A 17,458-nucleotide genomic window follows, 5' to 3' on the forward strand; every position below is an offset into this window, starting at 1 on the left:
TATAATAAACCTATCAATAAAATGATAGGAGGAACTTTATGGGTCATATTTTCTTTTTTCTAAGTGTCTTTCTAGCAGGGATTCTATCCTTCTTTTCTCCTTGTATCTTACCTTTGTTACCGGTTTATGCAGGGGTGTTACTAGATGATAAGGATGGTGCTCAGGCTTCTAGTGGCAAATTTTCCATCTCAGTTACTAGTTTATTGCGAACGCTGGCCTTTATAGCGGGGATTTCCTTTATCTTTATTTTGCTGGGCTATGGAGCTGGTTTTTTAGGCGACTTGCTTTATGCTTCTTGGTTCCAATATGTGACGGGTGCGGTTATCATTCTCTTAGGCTTGCACCAGATGGAGATTCTACACTTTAAGGGGCTTTATAAGGAAAAGAGGTTACAACTGCAAGGACAGGGGCAAAATGGTAAGGGCTATAGTCAGGCATTTTTATTGGGTTTGACCTTTAGTTTTGCTTGGACACCTTGTGTGGGGCCGGTTCTGGGGTCTGTTTTAGCCTTGGCGGCTTCAGGTGGTTCAGGTGCTTGGCAGGGAGCGGGTCTCATGTTAATCTATACGCTGGGTCTAGCGCTACCATTCTTGCTTCTAGCTCTGGCCTCTAGTTATGTTTTGAAACATTTCCGAAAACTCCATCCTTATCTCGGAACCCTCAAAAAAGTGGGAGGTTTTCTCATTATTGTGATGGGACTCTTGGTGCTTTTGGGAAATGCTTCCATTTTGACTACATTATTTGAATAGAGAGGAAAAAGAAATGAAAAAATGGCAAACATGTGTTCTTGGAGCAGGTTCGCTCCTTTGTTTGACGGCTTGTTCAGGCAAGTCCATGACTAGTGAACACCAAATGAAAGATGAAATGAAGATGGAGCAGACAGCTAGTAAAACAAGCGCAGCTAAAGGGAAAGAAGTGGCTGATTTTGAGCTAACTGGAGTAGATGGCAAGACCTACCGCTTGTCTGATTACAAGGGTAAGAAAGTCTATCTCAAATTCTGGGCTTCTTGGTGTTCCATCTGTCTAGCTAGTCTTCCAGATACGGATGAAATTGCTAAGGATGCTGGTGATGATTATGTGGTCTTGACAGTAGTGTCACCAGGACATAAGGGAGAGCAATCTGAAGCGGATTTTAAGAACTGGTACAAGGGCTTGGATTATAAAAATTTCCCAGTTCTAATTGACTCATCAGGAAAACTGTTGGAAACTTATGGTGTCCGTTCTTACCCAACTCAAGCCTTTATAGACAAGGAAGGCAAGCTGGTCAAAACGCAACCAGGTTTTATGGATAAGGATATGATTTTAAAGACATTGAAAGAAATGGAGTAGAGAAAGGCCATGAATGATAAAGTAAAATTGTTTGTTTTGGCAGGGATTTTTTTCCTAGCCATAAGCGGTTTCTATTTTCTATTGATGCGAAATGCAGGGCAGACAGATAGCTCGCAAATTGAGAAAGCGGCAGTTAGCCAAGGAGGAAAAACAGTGAAAAAAACAGAAGTGAGTAAAGATGCAGACTTGCATGAAATTTATCTAGCTGGGGGATGTTTCTGGGGAGTGGAGGAATATTTCTCACGCGTGCCTGGAGTGACAGATGCCGTTTCAGGCTATGCAAATGGTAGAGGGGAGACAACCAAGTACGAATTGATTAACCAAACAGGTCATGCGGAAACCGTCCATGTAACCTATGATGCCAAGCAAATTTCCCTCAAGGAAATCCTGCTTCATTACTTCCGCATTATCAATCCAACCAGCAAAAATAAACAAGGAAATGATGTGGGAACCCAGTACCGTACTGGTGTTTATTACACAGATGACAAGGATTTGGAAGTAATCAACCAAGTCTTTGATGAGGTGGCTAAGAAATACGACCAACCTCTAGCAGTTGAAAAGGAGAACTTGAAGAATTTTGTAGTGGCTGAGGATTACCACCAAGACTATCTCAAGAAAAATCCAAATGGCTACTGCCATATCAATGTCAATCAGGCGGCCTATCCTGTCATCGATGCCAGCAAATATCCAAAACCAAGTGATGAGGAATTGAAAAAGACCCTGTCACCTGAGGAGTATGCAGTCACCCAGAAAAATCAAACAGAACGAGCTTTTTCAAATCGCTATTGGGATAAATTTGAATCCGGTATCTATGTGGATGTGGCAACTGGCGAACCTCTTTTTTCATCAAAGGATAAGTTTGAGTCTGGTTGTGGCTGGCCTAGTTTCACCCAACCCATCAGTCCAGATGTCGCCACCTACAAGGAAGATAAGTCTTACAATATGACACGCATGGAAGTGCGGAGCCGAGTGGGAGATTCTCATCTGGGCCATGTCTTTACGGACGGTCCTCAGGACAAGGGTGGCTTGCGCTACTGTATCAATAGTCTCTCTATTCGATTTATTCCCAAAGACCAAATGGAAGAAAAAGGCTATGCTTATTTACTAGATTATGTCGATTAAGAGGGCTTTCCTAAGCAGTTAGAGGAGAATTTTGCTATACTGATACTAGTAAGTGACAAAGGAGCTGAGCATGACCTACACAATTTTAATCGTAGAAGATGAATATCTGGTAAGACAAGGCTTGACCAAACTGGTCAATGTAGCAGCCTACGATATGGAAATCATCGGTCAGGCTGAAAATGGAAAGCAGGCTTGGGAATTGATACAAAAGCAGGTGCCGGATATCATTTTGACCGATATCAACATGCCTCAACTAAATGGCATTCAGTTGGCCAGTCTGGTCCGAGAAACCTATCCTCAGGTTCACCTAGTTTTTTTGACAGGTTACGATGATTTTGATTATGCCTTGTCTGCTGTCAAACTAGGTGTAGATGACTACTTGCTCAAGCCCTTTTCTCGTCAGGATATTGAGGAAATGTTGGGGAAAATCAAGCAAAAGTTGGATAAGGAAGAGAAAGAAGAGCAGTTACAAGATTTATTGACTGATAAGTTTGAAGGAAACTTGGCCCAGAAAATTCAGTCTCATCTAGATGACAGCCAGTTTAGTTTAAAGGCTTTGGCCAGTGACTTGGGCTTTAGCCCGACTTATCTGAGCTCTTTGATTAAGAAAGAGTTGGGTCTACCTTTTCAGGATTACCTGGTGCGAGAACGTGTCAAACAAGCTAAGCTCTTGCTCTTAACAACGGATTTAAAGATTTATGAGATAGCTGAAAAGGTTGGTTTTGAAGATATGAATTACTTTACCCAACGTTTTAAACAGATTGCGGGTGTGACACCTCGTCAGTTTAAGAAGGGAGAAGGTCGATGAAGCGTTCTTCTCTCCTAGTTAGAATGGTTATTTCCATCTTTTTGGTCTTTCTCATTCTCCTAGTTCTGGTTGGTACGTTCTACTATCAATCTAGTTCTTCAGCCATTGAGGCTACCATTGAAGGTAATAGCCAAACGACTATCAGTCAGACTAGCCACTTTATCCAGTCTTATATCAAAAAATTAGAAACCACCTCGACCAGTTTGACCCAGCAGGCGGATGTCCTAGCCTATGCTGAGAATCCCAGTCAAGACAAGGTCAAGGGAATTCGAAATCTGTTTTTGACCATCTTAAAGGCAGATCAGGACTTGAAAACTGTTGTGCTGGTAACCAAATCCGGTCAGGTCATTTCTACAGATGACAGTGTGCAGATGAAAACTTCCTCTGATATGATGGCTGAGGATTGGTACCAAAAGGCCATTCATCAGGGAGCTAAGCCTGTTTTGACACCAGCTCGTAAGTCGGATAGTCAGTGGGTTATTTCTATCACTCAGGAACTTGTTGATGCAAAGGGAGCCAATCTGGGTGTACTTCGTTTGGATATTTCTTATGAAACTCTGGAAGCCTATCTCAACCAGCTTCAGTTGGGTCAGCAGGGATTTGCTTTCATTATCAATGAAAAACATGAATTTGTTTACCATCCTCAACACACAGTTTATAGTTCGTCTAGCGAAATGGAGGCCATGAAATCCTACATTGAGACGGGTCAGGGCTATACTTCTGGTCACAAATCCTACGTCAGTCAAGAAAAGATTGCAGGAACTGATTGGACGGTACTTGGCGTATCTTCGCTGGAGAAGTTAGATCAGGTTCGGAATCAACTCTTGTGGACCTTGCTTGGGGCTAGTATCACATCTCTTCTTGTCTGTCTCTGCTTGGTGTGGTTCAGTCTCAAACGCTGGATTGCTCCTTTAAGTGGCTTAAGAGAAACCATGCTGGAGATTGCTTCTGGTAATCAGAATCTTCGTGCCAAGGAAACTGGTGCCTATGAACTGAGAGAAGTGACTCGCCAATTTAATGCCATGTTGGATCAGATTGATCAGCTGATGGCAGATATTCGTAGCCAGGAAGAAACGACCCGTCAGTACCAACTTCAAGCCCTATCAAGTCAGATTAACCCCCATTTCCTCTATAACACCTTGGACACCATCATCTGGATGGCTGAATTTCAGGATAGTCAGCGAGTGGTTCAGGTGACCAAGTCCTTGGCAACCTATTTCCGCTTGGCGCTCAATCAGGGCAAGGACTTGATTTGTCTCTCTGATGAAATCAATCATGTCCGCCAGTATCTCTTTATCCAGAAACAACGTTATGGAGATAAGCTGGAATACGAAATTACTGAAAATCCTGCCTTTGATCATCTGGTCTTGCCCAAGCTGGTGTTACAACCCTTGGTGGAAAATGCTCTTTACCATGGCATTAAGGAGAAGGAAGGTCAGGGACATATTAGAGTTTCTGTTCAGAAAAAGGATTCAGGATTGGTCATCCGTATTGAGGATGATGGAGTGGGTTTCCAAGATGCTAGCGATAGTAGTCAAAGTCAACTCAAACGTGGAGGAGTAGGTCTTCAAAATGTTGACCAGCGTCTTAAACTTCATTTTGGAGAAGATTACCAGATGAAGATTGATTCTAGGCCCCAAAAAGGGACGAAAGTGGAAATATACATAAATAGAATATAAACTAGCTAACTCCCAGTCAATTCTGGGAGTTTTATGCGTAATTGGGCAAGCTTTCTAGGTTGTCTATCTTGCTAAAACGTAGAAAAAACGGTATGATAGAAGAGTGACAAAAGAGGTGACAGAGATGAACGAGACACAGATTCAAAGAGAAACACGTCAGATAGTAGAAGATGTTTTAGAAAAGGCCGATTTGAAGCAGGGGGCCCTTTTTGTTTTAGGTCTATCTTCTAGTGAGGTGCTAGGTGGTCAGATTGGGAAAGAATCCAGTCAAGAGATTGGTGAGCTGATAGTAGAGACTATCTTGGGTATTCTAGGTAGTAGAGGTATCCATTTAGCCGTTCAAGGTTGTGAACATGTTAATCGAGCCCTCGTCGTTGAACGTCAGGTGGCAGAGCAGTTTGGCCTGGAAATCGTCAGTGTCCTTCCGACTCTTCATGCAGGAGGTTCGGGTCAATTGGCAGCCTTCAAGTTTATGCAAGATCCAGTTGAGGTTGAATTTATCAAGGCTCATGCTGGATTGGATATCGGAGACACTGCAATTGGCATGCATGTCAAGCATGTTCAGGTTCCGATTCGCCCTCTTTTGAGAGAGATTGGGCATGCCCACGTAACGGCTCTAGCTAGTCGTCCAAAATTAATCGGAGGTGCGCGTGCGCACTATCCGCAAGATTCTATCAGAAAGTCGTGAGAATGAATAAAGGAGATGAAAGTGTTTAAAAAAGACCGTTTTTCAATTCGTAAGATTAAGGGAGTTGTAGGTTCTGTATTTCTTGGAAGCCTTTTGATGGCTCCTTCTGTAGTGGACGCAGCCACCTATCACTATGTAGATAAAGAGGTTATTTCACAAGAAGCTAAAGATTTAATCCAGACAGGAAAGCCTGATGGAAATGAAGTTGTCTATGGTTTGGTATATCAAAAAGACCAGCTGCCACAAACAGGGACAGAAGCATCTGTTTTGACAGCTTTTGGTTTGCTGACTGTTGGGAGCTTGCTTTTAATCTACAAGAGAAAGAAAATTGCCAGCATCTTTCTAGTTGGAGTTATGGGATTGGTAGTCCTTCCTAGTGCAGGAGCTGTAGACCCAGTTGCGACTCTAGCACCGGCTAGTCGAGAGGGTGTTGTTGAAATGGAGGGCTATCGCTATGTTGGTTATCTATCAGGTGACATCCTCAAAACGCTTGGCTTGGATACTGTTTTAGAAGAAGCCTCAGCTAAACCTGGAGAGGTGACTGTAGTCGAAGTTGAGAATCCCCAAGTAACAACAAATCAGGAGCAAGCTAAGCCAGAAAACCAAGCAGTAGAGACAGAGGAAGATCCAAAAGAAGAAGCACCTAAAACAGAAGAAAGTCCAAAGGAAGAACCAAAATCGGAGGTAAAACCTACTGACGACACCCTTCCTAAAGTAGAAGAGGGGAAAGAAGATTCAGTAGAACCAGCTCCAGTTGAAGAAGTAAGTGGAGTAGTTGATTCAAAAACAGATGAACAAACACCAGTCAAACCGGAAAGTCAACCATCAGACAAACCAGCTGAGGAATCAAAAGTTGAACCACCAGTAGAACGACCAAAAGTCCCAGAACAACCCGTGCAACCTACACAACCGGAGCAACCAAGGATACCAAAAGATTCATCACAACAAGAAGATCCTAAAGAGGATAAGGTATCGGAAGAGACACCGAAACAAGAAGATGCACAGCCAGAAGTAGTAGAAACAAAAGATGAGGCTGCTAATCAACCTGTTGAAGAACCAAAAGTGGAAATGCCTGCTGTAGAAAAACAAACGGAACCAAAAGTTGAACAAGCAGGTGAACCAGTCGCGCCAAGTGAAGACGAAAAGGCACCAGTCTCTCCAGAAAAGCAACCAGAAGCTTCTGAGGAAGAGAAGGTTTCGGAAGAAACCCCGAAACCAGTAGAAGTCTCTCCAGAGACCAAGGCTGAAGAAACTGTAGAACCAACAGAGGAGACCAAAACAGCTAAAGGTACGCAAGAAGAAGGCAAAGAAGGTCAAGCACCAGTACAAGAAGTAAACCCAGAATATAAAGTAACAACAGGTACAGTTGAGAAGTCTACCGAAAGTGAATTAGATTTCACAACAGAAGTAGTTCCGGATGACACAAAATATGTAGATGAAGAAGTTGTTGAACGTCAAGGGTCTAAAGGAGTTCAACTTACGAAAACAACTTACGAAACAGTGGAAGGTGTAGAGACAGATAAAGTTCTTTCTACAACTACAGAAGTAAAAACGCCTGCCGTTTCTAAAGTCGTTAAAAAAGGAACAAAACCAGTTGAAGGAACAACAATTGAAACAAGAGAAGAAGCCATTCCTTTTGCTACAAAAACAGAAGATGATGACACTTTAAAACGTGGAACAACTACAGTTGCTCAAGAAGGTGTAAACGGTAAGAAACAAATTACTGAAACCTATAAAACAATTCGCGGAGAAAAAACAAACGAAGCTCCAACAGTAGAAGAAAAAGTTATCTTACAACCTCAAGATAAAATTATTAAGAATGGTACAAAAGGGTTAGAAAAACCTACTTTACAATGGGCTAATACTGAAAAAGATGTCTTGAAGAAGAGTGCTACCGCTAAATACACTTTAAATAAACCAGTTGGAGTTACGATTAAATCGATTAAAGTTGCTTTAAAAAATGAAGCTGGTGAAGTAGTTAAAGAAGTTGACGTGCCGGAAAATGATTTACAAGCAACATTAAAAGACTTGAAATATTATAAAGGCTACACTCTGTCTACAAAAATGGTTTATGACAGAGGTGAAGGCGAAGAAACTGAAACATTAGAAGATAAACAAATTCAATTAGATCTTAAAAAAGTTGAAATCAAAGATATTCGAAGAACTGATTTAATTAAATATGATCAAGAAACAGAAACGAATGAATCTAGATTAAAATCAATCCCAGAGGATAAGAGTAAATACTACTTAAAAGTCACTTCACATGATCAAAAATCAACATTATTAGCAGTGAAAAATATTGAAGAAGTAACCGTTGATGGAAAACAAATGTATAAAGTAACTGCAACAGCAGATAATTTAGTTGGGCGTCAAAAAGATCAAACATTTGAATCTGAATATACTCATTACATTGAAAAATCAGTTGCAGCTAACGGAAATGTTTATTATGATTTTGAAGATTTAGTTTCAGCAATGCAAAAAAATCCAGCAGGAGAATACCGATTAGGTCAAAGTATGAGTGCTAGAAATGCATCTGCGAATGGAAAATCGTATATCACGAGTGAATTTACAGGAAAATTATTAAGTGAAGACGGAAAACGTTATGCTATTACAGAGTTAGAACGACCTTTATTCAATGTTATTAAGAATGCTACTATAAAAAATATTAATTTTGAAGATGTAGATATCGATCGTAAAAATGATGATGGTGTTGCTACAATAGCCAATACAATGAATGGAACTTCTGTCATTGAAGATGTGAAAATTACAGGTTCTGTTATTGGACGTAATAATGTAGCAGGTGTTGTTAATTATATGAACGAGGGAACTCGCATTGAAAATGTTGCCTTTATTGGTAAACTACATTCTACAAGTGAAAATGGTTCAGCATTAGGTGGTATTGCCGATAAAAACTATCGAGGTATTGTAACAAGAACTTATGTAGATGCAATATTAACTGGTAATAAAGTGAGAGCAAGTTCATTAATTCCATTTGTTGAATATGGAATGATAGGTGATTATTTAATTGGAACTAAAGGAAACTTAACGAAATCTGTTGCCAAAGGATTGATTAATGTAGTTACACCAGTACAAACTGGAGCGTTTGCAAGTAAGACATGGCCTTTTGGTACAGTAAAAGATAATGTTAGTTATGTAAAAGTGAAAAATGCAGAAATGTTATTTGGTTCAAATGATATTGATGATGGTTATGCACATCCACAAATTGATAAATTATACAGTGTAGCTGGATATAGTGAAGGTAAAAAGTCATACACTAAATATCCTAATAAACAAATTGAATTGACAAAAGAAGAAGCTGATGAAAAAGTAGCTAGCTATAATATTACAGCTAATACTTTTGAAAGCGAAAAATCACTAGTGGCTACATTAAACGCAACAGTGTCTCAAAATTCTGCTTATGATCAAATCCAAGATTATAACGATGAATATAAATTAGCATATAAGAATTTTGAAAAATTACAACCATTCTATAATAAAGAATATATTGTACATCAAGCTAATAAATTGGATAAAGCACATAACTTAAATACGAAAGAAGTTCTTTCTGTAACACCAATGCATGATACAAAATTCGTTACAAATTTAGAAGAAGTGAATAAAATTATGATTCACTATGCGGATGGAACAAAAGAATACATAAATCTATCTGGCAGTACAGAAGGATTAAGTAATGTTAAAGAATACACTGTAACGGGTCTAGGAATTAAATATACACCAAATATTGTTCAAAAAAATCATGATGAATTAATAGAGGGTATTGTTTCAAAATTAAGTCCGATTGAATTACAATCAGATATTATTTATAAACACTTCAACAGACCGGGAGAAGGAAGATTTAACGCTGTTAAGGATCTTTACTTAGAAGAAAGTTTTGACTATGTGAAGAATAATTTAACAGAACTGGTGACTAAATTAGTTCAAAATGAAGATCACCAATTAAATGATTCTCTAGCTGTACGTCAAATGATTTTAGATAAAGTTGAGAAAAATAAAGCAGCTTTGATGCTGGGATTAACTTATCTAAACCGCTACTATGGAGTTAGATTTGGAGATGTTAACATTAAAGAATTAATGCTATTTAAACCAGATTTCTATGGTAAAAATATAGATGTATTAGATCGATTGATTGAAATTGGCTCTAAAGAGAACAATCTTAAAGGTCATCGTACACATGATGCATTCCGTGAAGTTTTGAGTGCTTCTACTCGCTCGGGTAACTTAATTGACTTCTTAAAATACAATATGGAACTTTTAACTTCAGATAAAAATATAAATGATTGGTTTATTCATGCGACTGAAGGTAAAGTATACGTTGTTGAAAAACAATCTCGTGAAGAAGGTCTTAAAAATGCTAAATATAGAGCATTTGATAATCTATCCAAAGGATATCATCAGAAGATGATTCTTCCACTTTTAAATCTAAAGCAAACACAAGCATTCCTGATTTCTACGTATAACACAATTTCATTTGGTACAGCTAATAAATACAATACGACACTTGGAAATTTCAAAGATAAAATTGATTTGGCGGCAAATAGGCATCTTAACTATCTTGATTTCTGGTACCGACTTGCAAATGAGAATGTTAAGAATTTACTGGCAAAAGAGATTGTTACTCCTGTTTGGGAAGGATACCAAGTTTGGGGACATGATTGGGGTAAATGGATGGATAAATATGGTAAGTTTGAAGATGGTAAAGGTATTTATGCTCCAACCCGTGAACTTTATGGCCCTGTAGGTGAGCATTACGGTCCTAATGGGGCTGTTGCCGGAGCCTATGCAACTTATTATGATGATAAGAATGATAATCGTGCAAAAGTTGTATTTGTTATGTCTGATATGATTAGCGAGTATGGATCCTCAGCATTTACACATGAAACTACTCACATAAATGACCGCGTAGTTTATTATGGAGGGTACACACACCGAGAAGGTACATTCTTAGAAGCCTTCGCACAAGGTATGCTTCAATCACCTGCTACTCAAGGTCACCAAGGTGAGTATGGTGCTTTAGGACTAAATATGGCTTTTGAACGTGAAAACGATGGAAATCAATGGTATAATTATAACCCTAATAATCTTAAATCACGTAAAGAAATTGACCACTATATGAAGAACTATAATGAGGCACTGATGATGTTAGATTATCTTGAAGCTGATGCAGTTATTGGGAAACTTAATGGTGATAATAGTAAATGGTTTAAGAAAGTTGATAAGAAAATGCGTCATACTGATGGTGATAATAAACATCTAGTTGGACCTAACCAATGGGATGAAGTGCGTGACTTAAGCGAACAAGAAAAAGCACTTGAGTTGAATAATATTAATGATTTAGTTAACAATAACTTTATTACAAAACATGGTGCTCCAGGTAACGGGGTGTATCGTCCTGAAGATTTTAGATCTGCATACGTTAACGTTAATATGATGACCGGTATCTACGGTGGTAATACTAGTGATGGTGCTCCGGGAGCCCTATCATTCAAACACAATGCTTTCCGTATGTGGGGTTACTTCGGATATGAAAATGGATTTATTGGATATGTTTCCAATAAATATAAAGGTGAAGCGAAAAAGGATGGTGAAAACAATTTAAGTGATAAATTTATTATTAAGAAAGTATCTAAAAATGTATACAACACACTTGAGGATTGGAAGCAACATTGGTTCCAAGAAATTAAAGATAAAGCTAATAATGGATTCACTGCCATTGAAATTAATGGTGAAACGATTACAAGTTATGACAGATTGAAGACTCTATTCAGTACTGCTGTTGAAAAAGATTTAGCTGAATTGAACGATTCTAAAGTAGAGCGTAAATATAGAAATACTGTAGGCTTGAAAGAGAAAGTCTTCAAACAACTCTTGTACAAATCCGACGGTTTCTCTGGGAATCTCTTCAATGAATCACAGGCATAGTGCTAACAAAATCATTACAAAGGTGGATCAGCTTGGCTGTATCTGCCTTTTTATGCTATACTTAAGGTATGCATAGAAAAACAGTGATTGATTTTAGGGCTTTGGGGGAGAGATACACCTTTACCCAGCCTATTAAAGAGTTGAAAACGAGAAATGTAGCAGAAGTGGCAGATTTGCTGGCACAAGTGGAAAGCTACCAAGAGCAGGGCTACTATGTGGTGGGCTATGTCAGCTATGAGGCTGCACCTGCTTTTGAGGAGAAATTAGCAGTTCATAAAGCTCCTTTACTGGCAGAGTATCTGCTATATTTTACAGTTCATGATAGGGTAGAAACATCCCCTATTTCTCTGATTTATGACGAGGTTGATTTGCCTTCAAACTGGCAGGAAGTAACGTCTGCAGCAGACTATGAAAAGGCTATTGCACAGATTCACCATCATTTGCGCCAGGGAGACACCTATCAGGTCAACTACACAGTCCAACTCAAGCAAAAATTAAGTGCCAATCCTTTTGCCATCTACAATCGTATGGTGGTAGAGCAGGAGGCGGGTTACAATGCTTATGTTGAACATGACGAGATGGCAGTGATTTCCATGAGCCCAGAGCTCTTTTTTGAGCAGAATGGCCGCGAGTTGACAACGCGACCAATGAAGGGAACGACTCAGCGTGGCATGACTGACCAAGAAGATCTTGAACAGGCTAGCTGGTTGGAGCAGGATTCTAAAAATCGCTCTGAAAATATGATGATTGTGGACCTCTTGCGCAACGATATGAACCGTATTTCTGAAGTGGGAAGTGAGCATGTGGAGCGTCTGTGTCAAGTGGAGCAGTATTCGACTGTCTGGCAGATGACTTCGACCATCAAGAGTCGGTTGCGACCAGATGTGGACTTGGTTTCCATTTTTCGCTCTCTCTTTCCTTGTGGATCCATCACAGGAGCTCCGAAAATTGCGACTATGGAGATTATAAAGGACTTAGAACCACAACCGCGTGGAGTCTACTGTGGAACGATTGGTCTCTTGCTTCCAAATGGACGACGGATTTTTAATGTGGCCATTCGTACCATTCAACTTCACAAAGGTCAAGCCATTTATGGAGTTGGCGGAGGGATTACATGGGATAGCACATGGGAATCTGAATACCGAGAGGTTCATCAAAAGGCAGCAGTTCTCTATCGTAAACAAGCTCGTTTTCAGCTGATTACTACTGGGAAAATCAGCCAGAAGAACTTGCTGTTTGAAGAACAACATTTGGAAAGACTCCAAAAAGCTAGTCGCTATTTTGCCTTTCCTTTGGATTCAGAAGACTTGAGACACAAGATTGAGGAAGAGTGTCAGGATTGTGACATTGATCAAGATTACCGCTTGCGAATTAGCCTTAGCAAGTCTGGAAAGATAGAGGTCGATCGTCAAGTATTAACACCCCTCAGTCCAACCTTCTGCCATGCCCAACTCTGCCTGCAGGAAGCCAATTTGCAACAAGCATTTACCTATTTTAAAACAAGCCACCGACCGCATTTGAGCCTAGGGGAACAAGAGAAGATTTACCACAATAAGTCTGGAGAGCTACTTGAAACCTCTATTGGAAATTTGGTTCTGAAAATCGCTGGAAAACTCTACACACCGCCTATTCGACTGGGAATTTTACCAGGAATTTACCGTCAGCATTTGCTGGAAACAGGACAGGTAGAAGAGAAAGTCTTGACCTTGGCAGATTTAGACAAAGCTGAAGCTATTTACGGCTGTAACGCAGTGCGAGGCTTGTATGAGTTAATCTTACAGGAGAACTAGATGAAACTGATATTTTTACATGGACTAGGCCAGTCAGCGGAGAGTTGGAAAGAAGTTCAGAATCTACTGACAGATTATCCTTCTGAGGCTATCGAGTTGTTTCCTTCTGGAGTTAGCAACTATCAACAAGCCAAGGAACGAGTTTATCAGCATCTAGTTCAAGAGACAGAACCTTTTGTCCTAATCGGTTTGTCCTTAGGGGCTGTCCTTGCATTGGAGCTTTCAAGTTCTGAGATACCAACCCTTCAGGCTTTGGTTTTGTCAGGTTGTCCATTGAAACTAGCAGGTAATATTCCTTTTTATTTTCAAACACTGATATTTAAACTACTCCCAAAAAGGATATTTGAGAAACAGGGAGCAGACAAAACTCTTATGGTTGGAGTTTCTGAGGAATTGAAGACACTTGATTTAAGAGAGATTGCAAGGCATTGTCCTTATCCAACCTTACTAATTTGTGGTAGCAAAGATAAACCGAATCTTAGTTCTATGAAAGATCTTCATTTATTATTGAAAGATTCGCAGTTTCAGATCATTCCTGATGGCCCTCATGTTCTGAATAGAGCTAAACCAAAAGAGTTTGCAGAAATAACCAGAAGTTTTCTTGAATTGAAGAAATAAATCTGATAAAATAAACATGAAATCGATATCATCGTTATGGGAGAAAGAAATGAATAAACGTCTCTTTTTAAAAATGAGTCTGGCTACCTTGCCAATTTTAGCCTTGTTTTCACAGCCTGTGTTAGCAGAAGAAGACATTCATTTTTCTAGCTGTCAGGAAGCTTGGGCGAATGGCTATTCGGATATTCACGAGGGAGAACCTGGTTATTCTGCCAAGTTAGACCGAGATCATGATGGTGTGGCTTGCGAATTGAAGAATGCTCCTAAGGGTGCTTTCAAAGCAAAACAAGCAACTACGGCTCAAAGCAACACAAGTTCAGCAACAACAAGTGGATGGGTTAAGCAGGACGGTGCTTGGTACTACTTTGATGGAAATGGAAATCCAGTGAAAAATGCTTGGCAGGGAAGCTATTACCTGAAATCTGATGGTAAGATGGCACAGAGCGAATGGATTTATGATTCTTACTATCAAGCTTGGTATTATTTGAAATCAGATGGCTCTTATGCTTATAGTACATGGCAAGGAAATTACTATTTGAAATCAAACGGTAAAATGGCTAAAGGTGAATGGATTTATGATGATTCTTATCAAGCTTGGTATTACTTGAAATCAGATGGTTCGTATACTTATAGTACATGGCAAGGAAATTACTATCTGAAATCAGATGGTAAAATGGCACAGAGCGAATGGATTTATGATGATTCTTATCAAGCTTGGTATTATTTGAAATCAGATGGCTCTTATGCTTATAGTACATGGCAAGGAAATTACTATCTGAAATCAGATGGTAAAATGGCTGTCAATGAATGGGTTGATGGTGGACGTTATTATGTAGATACCACTGGTTTGTGGAAAGCCAATTCAAAAGTAACTAATAAAGGTTCTTACTATAGCCTTCAAGGGAAGTATGATGAAATTGTCGTTGCCAACAAACACTATCCAATGTCAAAAGACTACTATCCTGGTGAAAATGCTACTGCAAAAGCAGCCTTTTTAAAACTGATTGCACAAATGAAAGAAGAAGGATACGCTATTAGCGATAATTATAGTGGATTTAGAAGTTATGCAACTCAAGCACAATTGTATCAAAGTTATGTGAACCAAGAGGGACAGGCTGCTGCGGATCGTTATTCCGCCCGTCCTGGATATAGTGAACATCAGACAGGACTTGCTTTTGATGTGATTGGCACAGATGGTCAATTAGTTGAAGATGCGGGTGCGGCTCAATGGTTATTGGATCATGCACCAGACTATGGCTTTGTTGTTCGCTATCCCCGTGGGAAAGAGAGTGTCACAGGTTACATGCATGAGGAATGGCATTTACGTTACATTGGAAAAGAAGCAAAAGACATTGCTGCAAGTGGTTTGACACTAGAGGAATACTATGGCTTTGATGGTGGAGACTATCTTCAGTAAAATTACTCATAAAAACAATGCAAACCTTTGCATAAATGAGTGAAATTTGTTATACTATAACTGTAAGCATTTTCAATTACTGCATAATGAAAAAGGAGAATATGATGAGTCAAAAGATTATTGGGATTGACCTTGGTGGAACTTCTATCAAATTTGCAATCTTGACAACAGCAGGAGAGATCCAAGAAAAGTGGTCTATCAAGACCAATATTTTGGATGAGGGGAGTCATATTGTTGATGATATGATTGAATCTATTCAACATCGTTTGGACTTGCTTGGATTGGTAGCAGCAGACTTCCAAGGAATTGGAATGGGGTCACCAGGTGTGGTTGACCGTGAAAAAGGGACTGTGATTGGTGCCTACAACTTGAACTGGAAAACCCTTCAACCAATCAAAGAAAAGATTGAAAAAGCCTTGGGGATTCCATTTTTCATCGATAATGATGCCAACGTAGCGGCTCTTGGTGAGCGTTGGATGGGGGCTGGTGATAACCAACCAGACGTTGTCTTTATGACACTTGGTACAGGTGTTGGTGGTGGTATTGTCGCAGAAGGCAAATTGCTTCACGGTGTAGCTGGTGCAGCAGGTGAGCTTGGTCACATCACTGTTGACTTTGACCAACCAATCGCATGTACTTGCGGTAAGAAAGGTTGCCTTGAGACAGTAGCTTCTGCAACAGGGATTGTCAACTTGACTCGTCGTTATGCCGATGAATACGAAGGTGATGCAGCCTTGAAACGCTTGATTGATAACGGAGAGGAAGTAACCGCTAAGACAGTCTTTGACCTTGTAAAAGAAGGAGACGACCTTGCCTTAATCGTTTACCGTAACTTCTCACGTTACTTGGGAATCGCTTGTGCTAACATCGGTTCAATCCTAAACCCATCAACAATCGTCATCGGTGGTGGTGTGTCAGCTGCGGGAGAATTCCTTTTACAAGGTGTTCAAAAAGTCTACGATGAAAATACTTTCCCACAAGTACGCACATCTACTAAATTAGCTCTTGCAACTCTAGGAAATGACGCTGGAGTTATCGGAGCAGCATCACTTGTATTGCAATAAAATAATAAAAGAGGAAAAGTGCTAACCTAGAGTTAGTAATGTTCCTCTTTTCTTTTTTATGCTATACTAGTTAGGACAATAAATGAGGTGAGAGTAAATGACAAAAGCAGATACGATTTTTAAAGAAAATATTGAACGAATCCTCAAAGACGGTGTCTTTTCTGAGCAGGCCCGTCCCAAGTACAAGGATGGGACTGTTGCCAACTCCAAGTACATAACGGGTGCCTTTGCAGAGTATGACTTGGCAAAAGGGGAATTCCCCATCACAACCTTGCGTCCCATTGCAATCAAATCAGCTATCAAAGAAGTTCTCTGGATCTACCAAGACCAGTCAAATAGCCTTGAGGTACTCAATGACAAGTACAATGTTCACTACTGGAATGACTGGGAAGTGGGAGATACAGGAACTATTGGTGAGCGCTATGGTGCTGTTGTTAAGAAACACGACATCATCAATAAGCTTCTCAAACAGTTGGAAGCCAACCCTTGGAACCGCCGCAATATTATCTCTCTCTGGGATTACCAAGCTTTTGAGGAGACAGAGGGCCTCCTTCCATGCGCCTTTCAGACCATGTTTGATGTCCGCCGTGTAGATGGGGAAATCTATCTGGATGCGACCTTGACCCAGCGTTCGAATGATATGCTGGTGGCTCACCACATCAATGCTATGCAGTATGTAGCTCTTCAAATGATGATTGCCAAGCATTTTGGCTGGAAGGTTGGGAAGTTCTTCTATTTCATAAACAACCTCCATATCTATGACAATCAATTTGAACAAGCTCAGGAATTGCTCCGTCGTGAGCCGTCAAACTGCCAACCACGTTTGGTCTTGAATATACCAGATAAGACAAACTTCTTTGATATTAAAGCAGAAGATTTTGAGTTGGTGGATTATGACCCTGTTAAGCCACAGTTGAAGTTTGACCTAGCTATTTAATACTCAATGAAAATCAAAGAGTAAACTAGGAAGCTAGCCACAGGTTTCTCAAAGCACTGCTTTGAG

General features: G+C 39.9%; 11 protein-coding genes and 2 pseudogenes. All 13 read left to right on the plus strand.

Features of this window, described 5'->3' with window-relative positions; translation table 11 throughout:
* Positions 1-38: 38 nt before the first annotated feature.
* The 13 genes and pseudogenes from ccdA2 (at position 39) to HT685_RS06215 (ending at position 17,392) form a co-directional block, all read left to right on the plus strand.
* Positions 39-749 (plus strand): thiol-disulfide oxidoreductase-associated membrane protein CcdA2, encoded by a 711-nt coding sequence (ccdA2, locus tag HT685_RS06160; protein ID WP_173225412.1) that lies wholly within the window; start codon positions 39-41, stop codon positions 747-749.
* A gap of 13 nt (positions 750-762) precedes the next feature.
* Complete coding sequence (locus HT685_RS06165; protein ID WP_173225409.1) at positions 763-1,329, plus strand: redoxin family protein; 567 nt, start codon at positions 763-765, stop codon at positions 1,327-1,329.
* A gap of 9 nt (positions 1,330-1,338) precedes the next feature.
* Complete coding sequence (gene msrB / locus HT685_RS06170) at positions 1,339-2,451, plus strand: peptide-methionine (R)-S-oxide reductase MsrB (RefSeq protein WP_173225406.1); 1,113 nt, start codon at positions 1,339-1,341, stop codon at positions 2,449-2,451.
* A 70-nt stretch (positions 2,452-2,521) separates the two neighbouring features.
* Positions 2,522-3,259: a response regulator gene (locus HT685_RS06175; protein WP_173225403.1), complete on the plus strand. Its 738-nt coding sequence runs from the start codon at positions 2,522-2,524 to the stop codon at positions 3,257-3,259.
* A complete protein-coding gene (locus HT685_RS06180; RefSeq protein WP_173225400.1) occupies positions 3,256-4,938 on the plus strand; it encodes a sensor histidine kinase in 1,683 nt (560 codons plus the stop codon). Before HT685_RS06175 ends, HT685_RS06180 begins: the two co-directional genes overlap by 4 nt.
* A 124-nt stretch (positions 4,939-5,062) precedes the next feature.
* Positions 5,063-5,626 carry a TIGR01440 family protein gene (locus HT685_RS06185; RefSeq protein ID WP_173225397.1) on the plus strand — a complete coding sequence of 188 codons (564 nt, stop codon included), beginning with the start codon at positions 5,063-5,065 and terminating at the stop codon, positions 5,624-5,626.
* A 21-nt stretch (positions 5,627-5,647) separates the two neighbouring features.
* A complete protein-coding gene (locus tag HT685_RS06190) occupies positions 5,648-11,566 on the plus strand; it encodes a ZmpA/ZmpB/ZmpC family metallo-endopeptidase (RefSeq protein WP_173225394.1) in 5,919 nt (1,972 codons plus the stop codon).
* Positions 11,567-11,634: 68 nt separating this feature from the next.
* A complete protein-coding gene (gene pabB, locus HT685_RS06195; protein ID WP_173225391.1) occupies positions 11,635-13,356 on the plus strand; it encodes an aminodeoxychorismate synthase component I in 1,722 nt (573 codons plus the stop codon).
* Positions 13,357-13,974: an alpha/beta hydrolase gene (locus tag HT685_RS06200; RefSeq protein ID WP_173225388.1), complete on the plus strand. Its 618-nt coding sequence runs from the start codon at positions 13,357-13,359 to the stop codon at positions 13,972-13,974.
* A 49-nt stretch (positions 13,975-14,023) separates the two neighbouring features.
* Positions 14,024-14,830 (plus strand): annotated as a pseudogene (locus HT685_RS10125) (N-acetylmuramoyl-L-alanine amidase family protein); the annotation flags it as partial.
* Positions 14,831-14,836: 6 nt separating this feature from the next.
* A pseudogene (gene ldcB / locus HT685_RS10130) lies at positions 14,837-15,391 on the plus strand (LD-carboxypeptidase LdcB/DacB); the annotation flags it as partial.
* Between the two features lie 104 nt (positions 15,392-15,495).
* Positions 15,496-16,455: an ROK family glucokinase gene (locus HT685_RS06210; protein WP_173225382.1), complete on the plus strand. Its 960-nt coding sequence runs from the start codon at positions 15,496-15,498 to the stop codon at positions 16,453-16,455.
* Positions 16,456-16,552: 97 nt separating this feature from the next.
* The gene (locus tag HT685_RS06215; RefSeq protein ID WP_173225379.1) at positions 16,553-17,392 is read left to right on the plus strand and encodes a thymidylate synthase; all 840 of its coding nucleotides are present in this window, start codon (positions 16,553-16,555) and stop codon (positions 17,390-17,392) included.
* The last annotated feature ends 66 nt before the right edge of the window (positions 17,393-17,458 follow it).

Origin of the sequence: Streptococcus sp. 5004, from assembly GCF_013276755.1 — a bacterium.
GTDB lineage: Bacteria > Bacillota > Bacilli > Lactobacillales > Streptococcaceae > Streptococcus.

What these genes read in the sequence shown, in the direction of transcription:
- ccdA2 (WP_173225412.1), top strand. Translation starts at nt 39, where the DNA reads ATGGGTCATATTTTCTTTTTTCTAAGTGTCTTTCTAGCAGGGATTCTA.
- HT685_RS06165 (WP_173225409.1), top strand. Translation starts at nt 763, where the DNA reads ATGAAAAAATGGCAAACATGTGTTCTTGGAGCAGGTTCGCTCCTTTGT.
- msrB (WP_173225406.1), top strand. Translation starts at nt 1,339, where the DNA reads ATGAATGATAAAGTAAAATTGTTTGTTTTGGCAGGGATTTTTTTCCTA.
- HT685_RS06175 (WP_173225403.1), top strand. Translation starts at nt 2,522, where the DNA reads ATGACCTACACAATTTTAATCGTAGAAGATGAATATCTGGTAAGACAA.
- HT685_RS06180 (WP_173225400.1), top strand. Translation starts at nt 3,256, where the DNA reads ATGAAGCGTTCTTCTCTCCTAGTTAGAATGGTTATTTCCATCTTTTTG.
- HT685_RS06185 (WP_173225397.1), top strand. Translation starts at nt 5,063, where the DNA reads ATGAACGAGACACAGATTCAAAGAGAAACACGTCAGATAGTAGAAGAT.
- pabB (WP_173225391.1), top strand. Translation starts at nt 11,635, where the DNA reads ATGCATAGAAAAACAGTGATTGATTTTAGGGCTTTGGGGGAGAGATAC.
- HT685_RS06200 (WP_173225388.1), top strand. Translation starts at nt 13,357, where the DNA reads ATGAAACTGATATTTTTACATGGACTAGGCCAGTCAGCGGAGAGTTGG.
- HT685_RS06210 (WP_173225382.1), top strand. Translation starts at nt 15,496, where the DNA reads ATGAGTCAAAAGATTATTGGGATTGACCTTGGTGGAACTTCTATCAAA.
- HT685_RS06215 (WP_173225379.1), top strand. Translation starts at nt 16,553, where the DNA reads ATGACAAAAGCAGATACGATTTTTAAAGAAAATATTGAACGAATCCTC.